The sequence below is a fragment of the Mucilaginibacter sp. 3215 genome (genome assembly GCF_050433785.1).
GTDB lineage: Bacteria > Bacteroidota > Bacteroidia > Sphingobacteriales > Sphingobacteriaceae > Mucilaginibacter.
On the sequence record NZ_JBNPWO010000004.1, the window covers coordinates 185,055 to 203,111 of the forward strand.

An 18,057-nucleotide genomic window follows, 5' to 3' on the forward strand; every position below is an offset into this window, starting at 1 on the left:
ATTTGTCGCTTTTGTAACCTTATAAGATACTTATCGTGTCGCAAACACCAAAGTCATGGGCTATGCTTAAATGTAAATGTCCGCGCTGCAGGCGCGGCGATATGTTTAAGGGTAGCCCTTACAGTTTCTCCAATAAAATAAATCTTAACTGCCCTCATTGCAACCTCTTTTTTGAGATAGAGCCTGGCTATTTTTATGCCGCCATGTACGTTAGCTATGCACTGAATGTTGGCGAGGCCCTCGGCATTGCGTGGCTTACTTATTTGGTTACCCATAACCAGGATTCGCCGTGGTTATATCTTGGCGCTATAATTTTGGGCTGTTTTGTACTTGCTCCTGTAAATTTCAGATATTCGCGTGTGTTTTTGTTGTATTGGTTATCACCCAAGATACATTACCAAAGCTATTTAGATACCGATGATATACCAGGAAAGTATTGATTTTTTAAAAGATCTCGCCGAAAATAATAACCGCGAATGGTTTGCCGCCAATAAAGAGCGCTACGATAAAGCCCGCGAAAATGTAATTGATTTTACAACGAAAGTACTTGATAGCGTACGCAAAATAGAAGCAGGCATGGACGAGAACCTTGATGCCAAAAAATGTGTGATGCGCATTTACCGCGACATTCGCTTCAGTAAAAATAAAGCGCCCTATAAAAATAACTTTGGGGTAAGCTTGCCAACCTCGGGTTTAAAAGGTGGAGGTGTTGAGTATTACCTGCATATCCAGCCCGGCAATTCATTTATCGGCGGCGGATACTGGATGCCTGAAGCTCCGCATCTGAAAGCCATTCGTCAGGAAATTGATTATAATGCTGCCGATCTGAAAAAGATCATCGATGATAAGGCGTTTGTTAAGCTATTCGGCGATTTCAGGAAGCAGGAGCAGCTTAAATCTGTGCCTAAAGGATATGAACCCGACAATGAAAATATCGATCTGCTGAAGCTTAAAAGCTTTGTGGCCTGGCATAAGCTGGAAGATAGAGAACTTACAACGGCTGGTGCTGAAAAGCTGGTTACTGATGTGTGCGCTATGATCCATCCGCTTAATGTATTTTTGAAGAACGCCCTTTCTTAATTCGATATAAACCCCTTAATAACTATGAAAATTAGATATGCATTTTTAGCCGCTGCTGTATGTTTCACAATGTACTCGTGCAAGGTAATGTCCCCAAAAGCATACAAAACCCTTGTTGCCGAACGTGACTCTTTAGCTAACCGCACAACAAACCTTGAAGGAGAGCTTGCACAGCTGCAGGCAGATACAGCCCGCCTGCACAACCAACTTGCCGATCTGCGCAAAAACAACAGTGTATTAAACAGCAACCTGGATGCAACATCATCAAAAGCTAACGAATTGGCCGCCCAAACCTCAAGACTGGCCGCTGATTTGAAAAAACGTGAGGCTCGTTTAAAGGAAGTAGAAGATATTTTAAAGAAACGTGATGAGGCTACCAACGCATTGAAAGATAAATTGCAAAAGGCATTATTAGGCTTTCAACAAAGCGGTTTAACGGTAGATATCAGAAATGGCAAGGTTTATGTATCGTTAGCTGATAAGTTATTGTTCCCTTCGGGCAGTATTATTATTGACGAGAAGGGTAAGGCGGCATTGAAACAACTTGCCGTAGTAGTTAACAAGGAAGCAGATATCAATATGGCGGTTGAAGGCCATACAGATGATAAGAAAGTAAAGAACCTTGGCCAGATCAAGGATAACTGGGATTTAAGCGTTCTACGTGCTACCTCGGTAACCCGTTACCTCACCGAAACTGAAGGTGTTGACCCGCACAGGCTTACCGCGACAGGTAAGAGCGAGTTCCAGCCGATAGATGCCTCCGGTACTGATGAAGCCCGCGCAAAGAACAGGCGAATAGAGATCGTGCTTACCCCTAAGCTCGATGAGTTATACAACCTGATCACTAAGTAATAAATGAAAGCTCCCGGATAACCGCCGGGAGCTTTTTTGTTTTAAGTGGATTCCCTCCGGGGGCAAATGAATAAAATAAAATTTGCAATTATATAAGCGCTTATATAAATTGCATAATGAATTTATATCAAAGTCTCGGTCATTTGGTTTTGGGTAGCCGTTTGAGGCGGCTGAGCGAAGCTTTTTTGTCTGAAATTAATCGTGCTTATCAAACTGCAGGTATCGATTTTGATGCCAGCTGGTTTCCCGTATTTTATCTGCTGTCAAAAAATGATGCGCTATCCATTAAGGAATTAAGCGAACAGATAGAGGTATCACATCCGGCTGCCAGTCAGCTGATCACTAACCTGAAAAAACGTGGACTTGTAAGCACCGATACCTGTACCGACGACGGCAGACGGCAACTGGTTACACTCACTGCGGATGGGCGTGAGTTGCTGAAGCAGGTTATACCTGTTTGGGATGCCATCAGCCTGTCGATGGCTGAACTCGTTGCCAAAGACGAAACAGCAAAACAATTACTGCCGGCAATAAGCGCACTTGAAAGCACTTTCAGGCAAACTAAACTGGCCGATAATATCGTTGAAAAACTGAATACCAATTTAAAACCAGCCGGCAATGATTAAAATATTTAATTACGGCACCGACCACCTTACTATAGGTATCTGCCTTGATATAGCAGCAGGTAAAACCAAAGGTATCATTAATAATGAAGCTGCGGACATGATCAAATCTTCTTGGCGCGAGGTTGAAAAGATTGTGCATAGCCACCATCCGGTTTACGGGATTAATACCGGATTCGGCCCGCTTTGTGATACCCGGATCTCGGAAGAAGATACCAGTTTGCTGCAAAGCAATATCCTCAAAAGTCACAGCGTAGGCGTAGGGAAACCTATCCCACAGGAAATTGCTAAATTGATGATGATTACCAAAGTGCAGGCTTTGGCACAAGGCTATTCGGGCATCGCACTTACAACGCTTGAGCGGATCATCTGGCATATCGACAACGATATCATTCCGGTAGTTCCGGAAAAAGGTTCGGTAGGAGCTTCCGGTGATCTGGCGCCTTTATCGCACCTGTTTTTACCATTAATTGGTTTGGGAGAGGTGTTTGAAAATGGTGAAAGGGTGCCTGCTGGAAAGCTTTTAAACAAGCACGGTTTACAGCCATTATCGCTTGGCCCTAAAGAAGGGCTTGCCCTCATCAATGGCACACAGTTTATCCTGGCCTTTGCTGTTAAAGCTGTACAGCGGCTGGATGATGCCCTGAACCGCGCAGACCTGATCGGAGCCATGTCGTTAGAGGGATTGATGGGCTCTATCCGCCCTTTTGATAAGCGATTGCACCAGATCAGGCCTTTTAAGGGCACAAGGATGGTAGCACATCGCTTGTTTACTTTGCTTGATGGGTCAGAAATCAATTCGTCGCACATAAACTGCGATAGGGTACAGGACCCATATTCGTTACGTTGTATGCCGCAGGTGCATGGTGCATCGCGCAATGCATGGCTGCACCTGAAAGAGCTTACTGAAATTGAGCTCAATTCGGTTACCGATAACCCGGTTATTTTCAACGCCGACGATACCATTAGCGGGGGGAATTTCCATGGGCAACCACTGGCTTTGCCGCTTGATTATGCAACCACAGCAGCGGCCGAAACTGGTAACATTGCCGACAGGCGCTGCTACCTGATGAGCGAAGGCCGTTACGGTTTGCCCAAACTGCTTACGCATGATGCCGGGCTTAATTCGGGCTTAATGATCCCGCAGTATACCACCGCCGCCCTCGTTACCGAAAATAAAACCCTGTGTTTCCCGGCCAGTGCCGATAGTGTGCCAACCTCGCTTGGACAGGAAGACCATGTGTCTATGGGCTCTATTAGCGGGCGCAAGTTACACCAGGTGATAGATAATATTGAATACATCCAGGCTATTGAGTTGCTTTACGCAGCCCAGGCTATGGATTTCCGCAGGCCGTTAAAATCAACCCCGGTTATTGAAGCTTGCCATCTGTTGGTAAGGCAACATGTTGATTTTATACAGGATGACCGCGTTTTTGCTATTGATATTAACAGTCTTCACAAACTGATTACGGATGGCTCCCTGCTGAAAACTGCAGGTGATGCTGCTATTGCTCACCAAATAGATTTAAGTCATGACGAGTTCGGAATTTATTAAAACCTACGCCAACCACCCGGTATACAAAGCGCCGCGTGGTATGCAGCTTCATGCCAAAAGCTGGCAAACCGAGGCCCCGCTCAGGATGCTGCTTAACAACCTTGACGGCCAGGTAGCTGAAAATCCTGGCGAGTTGGTAGTTTACGGTGGCATTGGCCAGGCCGCCCGCAATCCTGATGCGCTTCGTAAAATTATTGAGTTGCTGCTGGAGTTGGACGAATATCACTCGTTGCTTATCCAGTCGGGCAAGCCGGTTGGTATTATCCGTAGCCACCCGGAAGCGCCGAGGGTTTTGATTGCCAATAGTAACCTGGTTCCTGCCTGGGCCAACTGGGAGCATTTTAATGAGCTGCGCGAAAAAGGATTGATGATGTATGGTCAAATGACAGCCGGCAGCTGGATCTATATTGGTACGCAAGGCATTTTGCAGGGCACCTATGAAACTTTTGTAGAATGCGGCAATCAGCATTTCAATGGTGACCTGGCCGGAAAACTCATTGTAAGTGCCGGTTTAGGAGGAATGGGCGGCGCTCAGCCATTGGCTGCAACCATGGCCGGTGCCGTGTTTTTAGGCGCCGATGTGGATGCGTCACGGATCCAAAAGCGGGTTGATACGAAATATATCGACAGGATGACGGATTCGTATCATGAAGCTATCGCCTGGGTAAAAGAAGCCATCGCCAAAAAGGAGCCGCTTTCGGTGGGATTAGTAAGCGATGCCGGTGATTTGCTCGAAAAACTATTGAAAGATAATATCATCCCTGATATGCTTACCGACCAAACTTCGGCACATGATCCATTGAATGGTTATATTCCAAATGATCTCTCATTAAATGAAGCTGCTGCTTTGAGAAAAAGCGATGCGGTTGAATATAAACGACTTTCGCTAAAAAGTATGGCAAGGCATGTGAGCTTGATGCTGGAACTACAAAAAAGAGGTGCCATAACATTTGATTATGGCAACAACTTGCGCGAGTTTGCGCGGCAGGGTGGCGAAGCTGATGCTTTTAATTTTCCGGGTTTTACGCCGGCTTATATCCGTCCGCTGTTTTGCGAGGGTAAAGGACCGTTCAGATGGGTAGCACTATCCGGGGATCCGGAGGATATTTACGCTACCGATCAAGCCTTGATCGAGGCGTTCCCCGAAAATAAACCATTAATTACCTGGCTTAAAAAAGCTCGGGAGAAAATTGCTTTTCAGGGCCTGCCTGCCCGCATCTGCTGGCTTGGGATGGGCGAACGTGAAAAAGCCGGACTGATATTTAACGAACTGGTGGCATCCGGCAAAGTAAAAGGCCCAATAGTGATCGGTCGCGACCACCTGGACTGCGGTTCAGTAGCATCGCCCAACCGCGAAACTGAAGCCATGTTAGATGGCTCGGATGCCGTATCCGACTGGCCGCTGCTCAACCTGATGGCCAATGCATCAGGTGGTGCAACCTGGATCTCGTTTCATCATGGCGGCGGGGTAGGTATGGGGTATTCCCAGCACGCGGGCATGGTGGTACTCGCCGACGGCAGCCATCGCGCGGCAACCTGCCTGAAACGGGTACTGTATAATGACCCGGCTATGGGTATCTTTAGGCATACTGATGCGGGATATGATAAAGCTGCGGAATGGGCGGATAAGTTTGGGTTGAGAGTGTGGTAAAGCATAAAATATAAAAGCGTCATCACCGTCCCATCAGGGTCTCTCGCAGAGGACCCTGATGGGACGTAATACATAAAAAACGCGTCATTGCGAGGTACGAAGCAATCCCGAACTGTACAGAGGGATTTGTATGGCAGCTCTGCTGATCGGGGATTGCTTCGTCCCTCGCAATGACGGACGGAAGAATAAAATGAAAAAACTAACAGGTCCGTTTACACAAATACTGCCTTTAACAGGCTTATCGCTTAAAGGTGCCCTGAAAGATGAGCAATTGCACATTATTACCAATGGCGGTATGCTGATTGAAGACGGCGTTATATTGGCGGTTGATGATTTTGAGAAGCTCCGCAAAAGCTATCCATCGGCGCAAATAGAAGAAATTAGCGGCGATCATATCCTGTTACCTGGTTTTATAGATTGCCATACGCACATCTGTTTTGCAGGAAGCAGGGCAAAGGATTATGCCATGCGCAACGCAGGCAAAAGTTATTTGGAAATCGCAGCATCGGGAGGTGGTATCTGGGATTCTGTTAGGCAAACCCGTTCGGCCACTGAAATCGAATTAAGCAATTTACTGTCGAAACGGATAGCCCGGCATTTAGCAGAAGGGGTAACGACTATTGAGATAAAAAGCGGTTACGGTTTGTCTGTGGCAGAGGAACTAAAACAACTTAAAGCCATTCATCAGGCTGCTAACAAAACTCGCGCTCATATTATACCAACCTGCCTTGCCGCGCACATTAAACCCAAAGATTTTGATGGTGACGGAAATGAATACCTGAAATATTTGCTGAATGATCTGTTACCGAAGATAAAGCAACAGGATTTGGCAAACCGTGTTGACATTTTTATTGAGCAAAGCGCTTTTAATACCAGCGATGCGCTGTTTTATTTAAGCAGGGCCAAGCAAATGGGTTTTGAGGCTACCGTTCATGCCGATCAGTTTACAACAGGTGGCAGCGAAGTAGCTGTTAAAGCCAGAGCTGCTTCGGCCGATCATCTGGAAGCGAGTGGCGATTATGAGATAAAATTATTAGCCAATTCAGATACTGTTGCTGTAACTTTACCCGGTGCATCGCTTGGTTTGGGAATGGGATATGCCCCTGCCCGTAAGCTGCTTGATGCCGGAGCCTGCCTTGCCATCGCCAGCGATTGGAACCCTGGATCGGCCCCAATGGGCGATCTGCTGATGCAGGCATCGGTAATGGCGGCAGCTGAAAAGTTAAGCACGGCCGAAGTTTTCGCGGGTTTAACTTATCGCGCGGCACAGGCATTAAAACTAAATGATCGCGGTGTATTAACCAAAGGTAAGCTTGCCGATATGCAGGCCTATCCATGTAATGATTACCGTGAGATCTTATACCAACAGGGAAAACTAAAACCGAATCATGTATGGACAGCCAACCATTGATATAAAAATTATTTTTGCTGATTACTCAAGAACACTAAAAACTAACCTCTGATCTCTAACCTCCAATCTCTCAAATGAAATTAATAGAATGCGTACCCAATTTTAGCGAAGGTGTTAACCTCGATATCATTAAACAAATAACAGACGCAGTTGAATCTGTTGAGGGAGTAAGCCTGCTTAATGTTGATCCGGGAAAGGCCACTAACCGAACTGTAGTGACCTTCGTAGGCGAACCGGAGAAAGTGATTGAAGCCGCTTATCGCGCCATAAAAAAAGCCGGCGAGCTGATTGATATGAGCAGGCAAAAAGGCGAGCACCCAAGGATGGGCGCAACGGATGTTTGTCCGCTGATCCCGATTAGTAATATCACCATGGAGGAAACTGCTGAATATGCAACGCAGCTTGCCAAACGCGTTGGCGAGGAGTTACAGATCCCGGTTTATTTGTATGAGGCTGCGCAGCCTAACAAAAGCCGGAGCAACCTATCGGTGATCCGTGCAGGTGAGTATGAGGGCTTTTTTAAGAAGATCAAACAACCGGAATGGGCACCCGATTTCGGTCCGGCGGAGAACGATGTTAAGCGCGGGGCAACTGTAATTGGTGCCCGTGATTTTTTGGTAGCCTATAATGTTAACCTGAATACTACATCCGTCCGCAGGGCAAATTCTATCGCTTTTGACGTGCGTGAAGCCGGCCGTACCCTGCGCGAGGGGGACCCAATCAATGGTAAAATAGTATATGACGAACATGGCAAAGCCAAAACCATTCCGGGTTCGTTGAAATCTGTAAAAGCTATCGGCTGGTACATTGAGGAATATGGCGTTGCCCAGATCTCGATGAATTTGACCAATATCAATGTTACCCCGGTTCATAAAGCTTTTGACGAAGTGTGCGATAAAGCTGCTGCACGCGGCATCAGGGTAACCGGCAGTGAGCTGGTGGGATTGATCCCATTGAAAGCGATGCTTGATGCAGGCAAATACTTTTTAGAGAAACAGCAGCGATCTACAGGAGTAAGCGAAAAAGAACTTATCAGGATAGCCATCAAATCAATGGGGCTTGATGAACTTTCACCCTTTAAACCCGAACAACGGATCATTGAATATTTGCTGAAAGATAAAGCCGACAGCAAACTTATTAACATGAGCCTTACCGATCTGGCCGATGAAACTGCCAGCGAAAGCCCGGCACCGGGTGGTGGCTCAATCTCGGCAGTTGTTGGTGCTTTAGGAGCGTCGCTGGCTACTATGGTGGCTAACCTGAGCTCGCATAAAAAAGGATGGGACAACCGCTGGCAGGAGTTTAGCGACTGGGCGCAAAAAGGCCAGCAATTTAAAAATGAGCTGTTAGCATTGGTTGACCAGGATACCACAGCCTTTAACCAGATCATGCAGGCGTTCTCTCTGCCAAAATCAAACGATGAGGAAAAGGCAGTTCGTGATAAAGCCATACAGGATGCTACCCGCTATGCTATTGAAATTCCTTTTAAAGTAATGGAGGCAGCTTTAGACAGCATGGAGGTGATTAAAGCAATGACACTAACAGGTAACCCCAATTCCATAACCGATGCAGGAGTGGCCGCCCTTTGCGCCCGTACTGCGGTATTAGGTGCATTCATGAATGTAAAGATCAATGCTTCGGGTTATAAAGATAAAAGCTATGTAGTTGACGTTATTTATCGTGGCAATGAAATTGAGCGGAAAGCGATTGCGCTGGAAGCGGAGATCATTGAGTTGGTGAATGAGAAAATAGGGTTGAAGTAGTCGAAGCTGCTTCCAAAACGTCATTGCGAGGAACGAAGCAATCGCGAGCTTTACAGGGCGAACCTGCTAATCGGGGATTGCTTCGTACCTCGCAATGACGGTAGTTTGAGATTTGCGATCACACCAAATACTCAAACAAAGTCTGGTCTTTATTCAGTTCGATAACATTAAAACGGTGCGCGTGCATTCGTTGCAACAAAGCCGGATAATCTTCTGCATTCTTTAGTTCGATACCTACCAGTGCCGGGCCGTTTTCTTTTTCATTCTTTTTGATGAATTCGAAACGGGTAATATCATCACCAGGGCCTAATACGCTATTCACAAACAGTTTCAAAGCTCCCGGACGTTGCGGGAAACGTACTATGAAGTAATGTTTCAGGCCTTCATACAGCAGCGATTTTTCTTTGATCTCCTGCATGCGGGCAATATCGTTATTACCACCACTGATGATGCAAACTACTTTTTTGCCTTTGATCTGCTCTTTGCAGGCATCAAGCGCGGCTACTGACAGGGCACCTGCGGGTTCAACCACAATGGCATCCTCGTTGTAAAGTTTGAGTATGGTAGTGCAGATTTTACCTTCTGGCACCAATAACATATCATTCAGGATCTCTTTACAGATGTTGTAAGTTAAGGCCCCAACACGTTTAACGGCGGCACCGTCAACAAATCGGTCTATCTCATCTAACGTAATGGGTTTGCCGTGATTGATGGCACCCAGCATTGATGGGGCACCTTCAGGCTCAACGCCTATCAGGTGGATATCAGGATTGTTGTTTTTAAGATAAGTGCCCGTTCCAGATGCAAAGCCACCGCCACCGATGGGCATAATAGCCACTTCAACATCGGGCAGGTCCTGTAGTATTTCAACGCCTACGGTTCCCTGGCCTTCAATAACGCGGTAGTCATCGAAAGGAGGGATGAAGGTCATTTGATTTTTTTCGGTGTAGGCAAGGGCTTCGGCCAGGCAATCGTCAAAAGTATCACCGGTGAGTACAATCTCTATATTACCGTTGCCAAACATGGCCGTTTGTTTAACCTTTTGTTTGGGGGTAATCTCCGGCATAAAAATTACGCCCTTAATATTCTTTTTATTGCACGAAAAGGCTACGCCCTGGGCATGGTTGCCTGCACTGGCGCAAACCACGCCGCGGCTCAACTCATCATCATTTAACTGACTGATCATGTTGTATGCGCCGCGCAACTTATAGGAGCGAACAACCTGCAGGTCTTCGCGTTTTAAATAAACCTCACACTCGTATTTTGCCGAAAGACCGGCGTTATATTGCAGCGGAGTACGTTTCACAACGTCCTTTATCCGCTGGTATGCCGCTTCAAAATCAAGCTGGCTTTTTGTATCAGTTTCCATTGTTAATTTTTTACCAGTCGGTGCGCCATAAGGCCTTGCAAATCCTGGTCATTTATGTCAAGCTTGCTATCGGCAAGCGTTAAAAAGTTATTGTAAACAAAAGCAAGTTCTTCCTTATCCAGCGTATATCCTAAACGCTCCAGATGGAATTTCAGAGCATGCCTGCCGCTGCGCGCGGTTAGCACTATTGTGGCGCTCGGAAAGCCTACATCTTCAGGGCGAATTATCTCGTAATTTTCACGCATTTTCAGGAAGCCGTCCTGGTGAATACCTGAGCTGTGTGCAAAGGCATTGGCACCTACAATAGCTTTATTAGGCTGTACCGGCATACGCATTTGCGTACGGATCATCTGGCTCAATTCATAGAATTTTTTAGAGTCGATTTGAGTATGCAGGCCCAGGGTATGGTGTGTTTTCAGGATCATCACCACTTCTTCAATAGAAGTATTACCTGCACGCTCGCCGATACCGTTGATGGTACCTTCAATTTGGCGGGCACCGTTCTGTAAACCGGCTATTGAGTTGGCAGTAGCCAGGCCAAGGTCGTTATGGCAATGTACTGAAATGATAGCTTTATCAATATTTTTAACGTTTTCTTTCAAAAACTTGATCTTAGCACCGTATTGGTCTGGTAAGCAGTAACCGTTGGTGTCCGGAATGTTCACCACAGTTGCACCGGCTGCGATAACAGCCTCAACCATTTGAGCCAGGTAAACTACATCGGCCCTGCCTGCATCTTCGGCGTAAAACTCGATATCCTCAACCGATTTTTTTGCGTATTTAACGGCTTCAACAGCGCGCTCCAAAATCTCTTCGCGGGTGCTGTTGAATTTATGCTTGATATGCATGTCAGACGAACCGATACCTGTATGGATCCGCGGACGTTTAGCATACTGCAGAGATGCTACAGCGGCGTCAATATCGCCTTTGTTGGCACGGGTAAGCGCGCAAACGGTAGGTTCTTTAACAGCTTTTGAAATTTCAACAACGCTTTGGAAGTCGCCCGGACTTGAAACCGGGAAACCTGCTTCAATAATATCCACGCCCAGTAGTTCCAGTTCCTTAGCTATCTCAATCTTTTCGGGGGTTGTTAACTGGCAACCCGGTACCTGCTCGCCATCGCGGAGCGTGGTATCAAAAACATAAACGCGGTTGGGATCGTGTAACATATCTTTTTTAGATTTGAGATGTTAGATATGAGATTTGAGGCTCATGCCTAATCATCTATATTGTTATTTTTTGTTTCTTTTATTTTTTGTTAGAGGTATAATTTGAGATATAAAGAATCTCATATCTCAAATCTCACGTCTCATATCTCTTTGAAGAAGCGAGTATTCAAGTTAGAGAAAAAAATCTCATATCTCAAATCTCACGTCTCCTATCTACTTTTTTATCGCAATAAATCTTAACCTTTTGTAATCGGCGTACCATTGGCCGTTGTCATTGTAAAAAGGTTCAAGCTTTTTAGTGATCTCGGCCAGAATTTGATCTTTCTCATCCTCGGGAATGCCTTCTAAAAACTGTGCGCCAAACATGGTAATCCATTTGGCTACACCCTGTTCACCGTCCTGCAGTTCGGTTCTGCGATCATAATGAATCATGTAGGTCACTCTGAAACCATGCTCTTCCAGTTTGGTAGCATACTCGCCAACTGATGGAAAATACCATATTTTACTATCTGCCTGTTCATTATAACCATGGTTATGCAGTACAAGTTTGGTAGCCTCAATCAAACGTTCAACATTATCCTTGCCGCCCATTTCGGCAACAAACCGGCCTCCTTTTTTAAGGCTGTTGGCTACGCTGTGAATAGCTCCGTTGGCATCAAGCACCCAATGCAGGGCCGCATTTGAAAACACAGCATCGTACTTTTCTACCGTGTGAAAATCAGCTGCATTTTCTACCGCGAAATCAACATCAGGATAAAGCTGTTTAGCCTGGGCTATCATTTCGGGCGAGTAATCTGTGCCTTTTACAATGGCTCCTTTATCTTGTATTTGTTTAGTTAAATGGCCTGTGCCACAACCCAGGTCAAGGATGCGCTCACCTTGTTTCACATCCAGAAACTCCAGCACATCCTCTCCGTATTTGAATACGAAGGCATGCTTTTGGTCGTATAAATCAGCGTTCCATTTCATTTTTTTCTTTGATTACACCGATGATTTTTTGATTACACCGATTTTATTTTTTTTTGATTACACCGATTAGTAGATGATTTCACCGATTTTTTTCTTGGATAAACTTCAACTTTAAAAGCGTTGGAATTGTGCGATTCCCCTCTTGAGAGGGGGGAGGGGTGTGTTTCTACTTTTTGCTTATCCCTTGTATAACACACCCCTGCTCTCGCTCGTTTCCTCCGCGCCCCCTCTCAATAGGGGAACTTAAAAAGGCTTATCTAATGCCTTCCTGCACTTTTATCTTGTTTTTAAAGTACGTAATCACGTAAGCCACTGCAGCTGCAAGGAAAAAGCCATTAACCCAAATCACCTTGCCAATGGCATCTGCCGAAGCTGCGGTAACAACTATTACTACCAGGCTGAGGGCTATAATCACCCATAACATCAGCCTGCTGTTTGAGCGGATGATGGCATAAACCCCGGCTATCTGACCTGTTATCGCAAATAATAAAACCAGGTTTTCAAGCTTTTCGTTATCATCCATGCTCATGGCCATCAGCACCTCAATGAAAGCGAATGTCCCTCCTCCGTTATTGGCTCCATAGCCGCAGAAGAGGAACAATATCATCATGAAGATGCTAAACTTAGTCATCATGATATCAATTGTTAATTGAGGTTATCGGATTTCACGTTAAACTCAATTTTTCGTTCTTTCACTTGTTTAAGATACCTCACCACATAAATGACGGCCATCACCAAGAAAGTTCCATTTGTCCAGATTACAAGGCTTAGTGCCCCGCGCGACATAATTGTTGCCGCTATGACTACTAAACTCAGCAAAATGGTTACCCAAAGCGTTAGCTTATTAAGAGATCGCCTTATAGCTATAAAGCCCGTTATGTGTAAAGCGATTATCGGTAACATCAACAAAATCTCCTTGTCTAAAGCTCCTACAAAAGGTGCTATTATTAGCTCTGCCATTATAAAAGGGCCACCACTATGCCCCGCTGCAAACATGCAGAACAGGAACAATATCATGATGACTATCTTTAACCTGGCCATGTACTAATCTATAAATATTCAAGCACTTTTTGGCCCATTGCCGTAGTACCTAAAATTTTGGCTTTGTCGGTATGGGCATCAGCAATATCGCCGGTGCGGTAACCGTCTTTCAGCGCTTTATCAATAGCGTCTGTTATCTTTTTAGCTTCCTCTTTCAGACCGAAGCTTATTTCAAGCATCAGCGCAACAGATAGGATAGAGGCCAGCGGATTTGCTTTATCCTGACCGGCAATATCGTGTGCCGAACCGTGGATGGGTTCAAAAAATCCGGTACCATCACCTACCGAAGCAGAAGCCAGCATACCCATTGAACCTGCAATTTGCGATGCTTCGTCGGTAAGGATATCACCGAATAAGTTGGCGGTTAATACCACATCAAACTTTTTAGGGTTTTTAACCAACTGCATGGCCGCGTTGTCGATAAACATGTGTTCGGTTTCAACATCGGGATATTGTTTGGCAATTTCCTGTACAACCTCGCGCCATAAGCGTGAAGCCTCAAGCACGTTTGCTTTATCAACAGAGCATAACCTTTTACCACGTACACGGGCTGCTTCGTAAGCTTTGATAGCGATACGCTCAACTTCATAACGTGAGTAGATCATCAGGTCGGAAGCTGTATTGCGGTCTTCACTACGTTTTTTCTCGCCGAAATAAACGTCGCCGGTTAGTTCGCGGAAGAAAAGGATATCGGTACCTTTCAGAATTTCAGGCTTAAGGCTTGATGCATCCAGAAGCTCATCAAACAGCATAATAGGGCGCAGGTTGGCGTATAAACCAAGTTCCTTACGGATCTTTAATAATCCCTGCTCCGGGCGTACTTTAGCCGACGGATCATTATCATATTTGATGTGACCGATAGCGCCAAACAGGATAGCGTCGCTTGCTTTAGCTTTAGCCAATGTTTCATCGGGTAGCGGATTGCCGGTTGCCTCGATGCCGGCGTGGCCCATCAGGGCTTCGTCGAACGTAAATTCGTGGCCAAAATCCTGACCGATTTTTTCTAAAACTGCTTTACCCCAGGTAGTAACCTCCGGGCCTATCCCGTCGCCGGGTATTACTAATATGTGTTTTTTAATTCCCATAACCCTAATCTCTGCCTGTGGCAGCGGTTTTTTGTTTTATAGATTTTTATTTCATTCGGGTTTTATACCGCGTACTTCTTTTAGTTTCATCACCATTTGCTCGGCCTCGTTTTCTACCCAGTGGGTATACTCGTCAATGGCCTGCAAGCGCGATTCATCGTCGATGTAGCCTTCCTCAACCATTTGCTTTGATTGAGCTACTTTTGCCCAAATGCCTGCTTTGCCTTCAAAGTTATATTCGCCTTTTTGGTAAACCTCATCGGCATTAAATACTTCGATATTGGTAAAACCGGCTTCCTGCAAATATTCGGGCAGATCTTCGGCGATATGATTGTTCATGCCCGCATCTCCCCGCCACCTTAAAAAGGTAGCATAAAAGCGTTGCATACTTGCCGGCGGCTGCGGCTGCCATTGCAAAGCCTCGTGGTTATAATCCAAAATGGATACTGTACCACCAGGTTTTAACAACGAATACATTTTCTTCAAAGCCTCAACCGGATTGCTCAGCCATTGTAAAACGCGGGCGGATACAATCAGGTCATACTTTTCTCCGGGTTCAAAGCTGAACAGATCGGTATAGATGAGCTCCATATTTTGAACCGAAGCGTAAGTTTCCTTACCGCTCTGGATAAAATACTCTGTATTATCAATGCCCGTAACATGACCGCTTTCACCAACCAATGCGGCAATATCCTTAGAAATAGCGCCGGTCCCACAACCCACATCCAGCACCTTCAAGCCAGGCCTGAGCAGGGGGGCAAGGGTAGCATAATCATTCGCTAAACTCCGTTCGTCGAATAATTTGGCGGTACCTTTACCTTCTCGCTGAATATGTTTTTGTTGGTTCATTTGCTTTGGTTTATTAAGCTCCGCTGTCATTAGGTCATTGAGTCATTTTTTTGACCTTCCACCTTTCGCCTTTAACCTTTTACTTCGCAGATTCGAACTCCTCAATTTTGCCTTTCTGGCTCAGGATATAATCAATATCATCGTAGCCGTTTATCAGGCAGGCCTTTTTGTAGGGGTTGATCTCGAAAGTCTCGGATTCGCCGGTAGATGAAATTTTGATGGTCTGACTCTCCAGATCGATCTCAATTTCTGCTTTATTATCACCGTAAACCTCGTCAAAGATCTTTTTCAGGAAATCATCGCTCACCTGTACCGGTAACAAACCGTTGTTAAGCGCGTTGCCTTTAAAAATATCGGCAAAAAAACTGCTGACTACAGCATCAAAACCATAATCAGAGATGGCCCAGGCAGCGTGCTCACGGCTGCTGCCGCAGCCAAAGTTTTTACCGGCTACCAGCACTTTACCGCTAAAGTTTGGATCATTAAGCACGAAATCAGCTTTAGGAGCGCCGTCGCCATCATAACGCCAATCGCGGAATAAGTTATTGCCAAAACCATCGCGGGTAGTAGCCTTCAAAAACCTTGCAGGGATGATTTGATCAGTATCGATGTTCTCGATAGGCAAAGGCACTACAGTGGTTTGAATGTGTTTAAATATTTTAGTTGCCATCTTTTTTAGATTTGAGATGTTAGATATGAGATGTGAGATCTTGTATCTCCCTACTCAATATCAGTATAATGTTCAACAGTTGGGAAAGGATCATAAAAATGATGTAATAAACCTTTCCATTCCTCGTATTCTTTTGATCCTCTGAAGCCTTCTGTATGGTCGGTAAGTTTTTCCCACTCAACCAATAAAACAAACTGGCTTGTATTTTCTATACACGTTTTTAACTGGTGCGAAATGTAGTCTTTCATTTTTGATATGATGCCCTGTGCTTTTGAAAATGCTTCGATGAAAGCATCTTCCTTTCCGGCGATCACATTAAGTACGGCTACTTCGAGTATCATTTATTTATAGACTTGAGCTGTTAGAAGTGAGATATGAGAGAGCGTGATTGAGGCTTTGTCTCATATCTCAAATCTCACGTCTTATATCTAATTAAACCAATTCCTCTTCCTTCAAAAACTCGCGTATATCCGTAACCACACCCGTTATAGCACTTGCTGCCGCGGTAAGCGGGCTTGCAAGGAATGTACGGCTGTTTGGTCCTTGTCTTCCTTCAAAGTTGCGGTTTGAGGTTGATACGCAGTATTTACCTGCCGGGATCTTGTCCTCGTTCATACCAAGGCATGCGCTGCAGCCCGGTTCGCGAAGCGGGAAGCCTGCGGCATCAAATATTTTGTCCAGTCCTTCGGCAATAGCCTGCTGCTGTACTTGTTTTGAGCCGGGAACTACCCATACAGTAACATTATCGGCTTTGTGTTTGCCTTTTACAAACTCGGCAACCTGACGGAGGTCTTCAATGCGAGAGTTGGTGCAGCTGCCGATGAATACATAATCAATTGGTTTGCCCAATAGCGTTTCATCATCGTGCAGACCCATGTAATCAAGGGCTTTTTTATATGATCCCTGCTCTTTGGCTTCAAATGAAGCAGTTTCAGGAACATGTTGTGTAACACCGATGCCCATACCCGGATTGGTTCCGTAGGTGATCATCGGTTCAATATCTTCGGCTTTAAAGGATAATACTTCGTCAAAAGATGCATCAGCATCCGAGTATAAAGTTTTCCAGTAAGCAACCGCTTTATCCCAGTCTTCGCCTTTAGGCGCAAATTCGCGGCCTTTTACGTAGTTGATGGTGGTTTCGTCGGGAGCGATCAGTCCGCAACGGGCACCCATCTCAATACTCATATTACAGATGGTCATGCGGCCCTCCATGCTCAGTGAGCGGATGGTATCGCCGGCATATTCAACAGCATAACCGGTACCACCGGCAGCTGAGATCTGCGCAATGATGTAAAGGATAATATCTTTGGCACCAACGCCTTTTTGTAATTTACCGTTCACTTCAATTTTCATGCGTTTTGGACGCGACTGAAGTAAGCACTGGGTAGCCAACACCTGCTCAACCTGCGATGTGCCTATACCAAAGGCAATAGCACCAAAAGCGCCGTGGGTTGAAGTATGGCTGTCGCCGCAAACATAAGTACCACCCGGACGGGTGATGCCCAGCTCGGGGCCTATAACGTGAACGATACCCTGGTACGGGTGGCCTAAGCCATATAGCTCAATACCAAACTCTTTACAGTTTTTGGTGAGCATATCTACCTGATAGCGTGAAAGTTCTTCTTTAATGGGTAAGTGCTGATCAATGGTTGGAACGTTGTGATCGGCAGTGGCCACAGTTTGTTTTGGCCTGAAAACGGGTAAGCCTCGCTGACGCAAACCATCAAATGCCTGCGGACTGGTTACCTCGTGAATGAAATGTGTATCGATATACAAAATATCCGGGAACCCCTCGCTGCTGCTGACGACGTGCGCATCCCAGATCTTATCAAATAATGTTTGTCCCATTTTATTAAAGTTTTAAGTGGCAGTAGCAGTTGCAGTTTTTGATTCGCTGCTTGCCCTTAGTTTTAAGTGGCAGTAGCAGCAGTGTTTTACTGCTCCTGCCACTAATATATTAAAAGTAAACA

18 protein-coding genes are annotated in these 18,057 nt (G+C 45.5%); 9 read left to right on the forward strand and 9 right to left on the reverse strand.

Annotated elements, in window-relative coordinates:
• The first annotated feature begins 35 nt into the window (after positions 1 to 35).
• From ABIC84_RS09425 to ftcD, 8 genes are all read left to right on the forward strand, one after another.
• Positions 36 to 440 carry a DUF983 domain-containing protein gene (locus ABIC84_RS09425; RefSeq protein WP_176844416.1) on the forward strand — a complete coding sequence of 135 codons (405 nt, stop codon included), beginning with the start codon at positions 36 to 38 and terminating at the stop codon, positions 438 to 440.
• On the forward strand, positions 418 to 1,080 hold the full coding sequence (locus ABIC84_RS09430) for a DUF2461 domain-containing protein (RefSeq protein ID WP_429263431.1): 663 nt from the start codon (positions 418 to 420) through the stop codon (positions 1,078 to 1,080). Before ABIC84_RS09425 ends, ABIC84_RS09430 begins: the two co-directional genes overlap by 23 nt.
• 24 nt (positions 1,081 to 1,104) lie before the next feature.
• On the forward strand, positions 1,105 to 1,932 hold the full coding sequence (locus tag ABIC84_RS09435) for an OmpA family protein (protein WP_229701752.1): 828 nt from the start codon (positions 1,105 to 1,107) through the stop codon (positions 1,930 to 1,932).
• A 116-nt stretch (positions 1,933 to 2,048) separates the two neighbouring features.
• Entirely contained in the window at positions 2,049 to 2,558 is a 510-nt protein-coding gene (locus ABIC84_RS09440; protein WP_426584435.1) for a MarR family winged helix-turn-helix transcriptional regulator, read from the forward strand.
• Entirely contained in the window at positions 2,551 to 4,110 is a 1,560-nt protein-coding gene (gene hutH / locus ABIC84_RS09445) for a histidine ammonia-lyase (RefSeq protein WP_429263432.1), read from the forward strand. Before ABIC84_RS09440 ends, hutH begins: the two co-directional genes overlap by 8 nt.
• Positions 4,088 to 5,761 (forward strand): urocanate hydratase, encoded by a 1,674-nt coding sequence (gene hutU, locus ABIC84_RS09450; protein ID WP_426584439.1) that lies wholly within the window; start codon positions 4,088 to 4,090, stop codon positions 5,759 to 5,761. Before hutH ends, hutU begins: the two co-directional genes overlap by 23 nt.
• A gap of 190 nt (positions 5,762 to 5,951) precedes the next feature.
• Positions 5,952 to 7,172: an imidazolonepropionase gene (gene hutI, locus ABIC84_RS09455; protein WP_426584441.1), complete on the forward strand. Its 1,221-nt coding sequence runs from the start codon at positions 5,952 to 5,954 to the stop codon at positions 7,170 to 7,172.
• Between the two features lie 74 nt (positions 7,173 to 7,246).
• Entirely contained in the window at positions 7,247 to 8,935 is a 1,689-nt protein-coding gene (gene ftcD, locus ABIC84_RS09460) for a glutamate formimidoyltransferase (protein ID WP_426584443.1), read from the forward strand.
• Positions 8,936 to 9,053: 118 nt separating this feature from the next.
• On the opposite strand, the gene ilvA is transcribed toward ftcD, so the two are convergent.
• The 4 genes from ilvA to ABIC84_RS09480 all read right to left on the reverse strand — a co-directional run bounded on the left by ilvA (position 9,054) and on the right by ABIC84_RS09480 (position 13,076).
• A complete protein-coding gene (gene ilvA / locus ABIC84_RS09465; RefSeq protein WP_426584445.1) occupies positions 9,054 to 10,304 on the reverse strand; it encodes a threonine ammonia-lyase IlvA in 1,251 nt (416 codons plus the stop codon).
• 2 nt (positions 10,305 to 10,306) lie between these two features.
• A complete protein-coding gene (locus tag ABIC84_RS09470) occupies positions 10,307 to 11,473 on the reverse strand; it encodes a 2-isopropylmalate synthase (protein ID WP_110585567.1) in 1,167 nt (388 codons plus the stop codon).
• Positions 11,474 to 11,686: 213 nt separating this feature from the next.
• Complete coding sequence (locus ABIC84_RS09475) at positions 11,687 to 12,442, reverse strand: class I SAM-dependent methyltransferase (protein ID WP_426584448.1); 756 nt, start codon at positions 12,440 to 12,442, stop codon at positions 11,687 to 11,689.
• Positions 12,443 to 12,695: 253 nt separating this feature from the next.
• Complete coding sequence (locus ABIC84_RS09480; protein WP_426584450.1) at positions 12,696 to 13,076, reverse strand: hypothetical protein; 381 nt, start codon at positions 13,074 to 13,076, stop codon at positions 12,696 to 12,698.
• A 165-nt stretch (positions 13,077 to 13,241) separates the two neighbouring features.
• Between ABIC84_RS09480 and ABIC84_RS09485 the strand changes: the two genes are divergently transcribed.
• Entirely contained in the window at positions 13,242 to 13,490 is a 249-nt protein-coding gene (locus ABIC84_RS09485) for a hypothetical protein (protein ID WP_429263433.1), read from the forward strand.
• Position 13,491: 1 nt separating this feature from the next.
• On the opposite strand, the gene leuB is transcribed toward ABIC84_RS09485, so the two are convergent.
• The 5 genes from leuB to leuC all read right to left on the reverse strand — a co-directional run bounded on the left by leuB (position 13,492) and on the right by leuC (position 17,935).
• Positions 13,492 to 14,562, reverse strand: coding sequence for a 3-isopropylmalate dehydrogenase (gene leuB, locus ABIC84_RS09490; protein WP_426589773.1), 1,071 nt, complete (start codon positions 14,560 to 14,562; stop codon positions 13,492 to 13,494).
• A gap of 57 nt (positions 14,563 to 14,619) precedes the next feature.
• Complete coding sequence (locus tag ABIC84_RS09495) at positions 14,620 to 15,417, reverse strand: methyltransferase domain-containing protein (protein ID WP_426584454.1); 798 nt, start codon at positions 15,415 to 15,417, stop codon at positions 14,620 to 14,622.
• A 79-nt stretch (positions 15,418 to 15,496) separates the two neighbouring features.
• A complete protein-coding gene (gene leuD, locus ABIC84_RS09500; RefSeq protein WP_426584456.1) occupies positions 15,497 to 16,087 on the reverse strand; it encodes a 3-isopropylmalate dehydratase small subunit in 591 nt (196 codons plus the stop codon).
• Positions 16,088 to 16,137: 50 nt separating this feature from the next.
• Positions 16,138 to 16,428, reverse strand: coding sequence for an antibiotic biosynthesis monooxygenase family protein (locus tag ABIC84_RS09505; RefSeq protein WP_429263434.1), 291 nt, complete (start codon positions 16,426 to 16,428; stop codon positions 16,138 to 16,140).
• 91 nt (positions 16,429 to 16,519) lie between these two features.
• Complete coding sequence (gene leuC, locus ABIC84_RS09510; RefSeq protein WP_426584460.1) at positions 16,520 to 17,935, reverse strand: 3-isopropylmalate dehydratase large subunit; 1,416 nt, start codon at positions 17,933 to 17,935, stop codon at positions 16,520 to 16,522.
• Between the last annotated feature and the right edge of the window lie 122 nt (positions 17,936 to 18,057).

Bases quoted from the DNA above. Each gene is read 5' to 3' on its own strand.
- ABIC84_RS09430 (WP_429263431.1), top strand. From the start codon at position 418: ATGATATACCAGGAAAGTATTGATTTTTTAAAAGATCTCGCCGAAAAT.
- ABIC84_RS09435 (WP_229701752.1), top strand. From the start codon at position 1,105: ATGAAAATTAGATATGCATTTTTAGCCGCTGCTGTATGTTTCACAATG.
- ABIC84_RS09440 (WP_426584435.1), top strand. From the start codon at position 2,049: ATGAATTTATATCAAAGTCTCGGTCATTTGGTTTTGGGTAGCCGTTTG.
- hutH (WP_429263432.1), top strand. From the start codon at position 2,551: ATGATTAAAATATTTAATTACGGCACCGACCACCTTACTATAGGTATC.
- hutU (WP_426584439.1), top strand. From the start codon at position 4,088: ATGACGAGTTCGGAATTTATTAAAACCTACGCCAACCACCCGGTATAC.
- hutI (WP_426584441.1), top strand. From the start codon at position 5,952: ATGAAAAAACTAACAGGTCCGTTTACACAAATACTGCCTTTAACAGGC.
- ftcD (WP_426584443.1), top strand. From the start codon at position 7,247: ATGAAATTAATAGAATGCGTACCCAATTTTAGCGAAGGTGTTAACCTC.
- ilvA (WP_426584445.1), bottom strand. From the start codon at position 10,304: ATGGAAACTGATACAAAAAGCCAGCTTGATTTTGAAGCGGCATACCAG.
- ABIC84_RS09470 (WP_110585567.1), bottom strand. From the start codon at position 11,473: ATGTTACACGATCCCAACCGCGTTTATGTTTTTGATACCACGCTCCGC.
- ABIC84_RS09475 (WP_426584448.1), bottom strand. From the start codon at position 12,442: ATGAAATGGAACGCTGATTTATACGACCAAAAGCATGCCTTCGTATTC.
- ABIC84_RS09480 (WP_426584450.1), bottom strand. From the start codon at position 13,076: ATGATGACTAAGTTTAGCATCTTCATGATGATATTGTTCCTCTTCTGC.
- ABIC84_RS09485 (WP_429263433.1), top strand. From the start codon at position 13,242: ATGACTACTAAACTCAGCAAAATGGTTACCCAAAGCGTTAGCTTATTA.
- ABIC84_RS09495 (WP_426584454.1), bottom strand. From the start codon at position 15,417: ATGAACCAACAAAAACATATTCAGCGAGAAGGTAAAGGTACCGCCAAA.
- leuD (WP_426584456.1), bottom strand. From the start codon at position 16,087: ATGGCAACTAAAATATTTAAACACATTCAAACCACTGTAGTGCCTTTG.
- ABIC84_RS09505 (WP_429263434.1), bottom strand. From the start codon at position 16,428: ATGATACTCGAAGTAGCCGTACTTAATGTGATCGCCGGAAAGGAAGAT.
- leuC (WP_426584460.1), bottom strand. From the start codon at position 17,935: ATGGGACAAACATTATTTGATAAGATCTGGGATGCGCACGTCGTCAGC.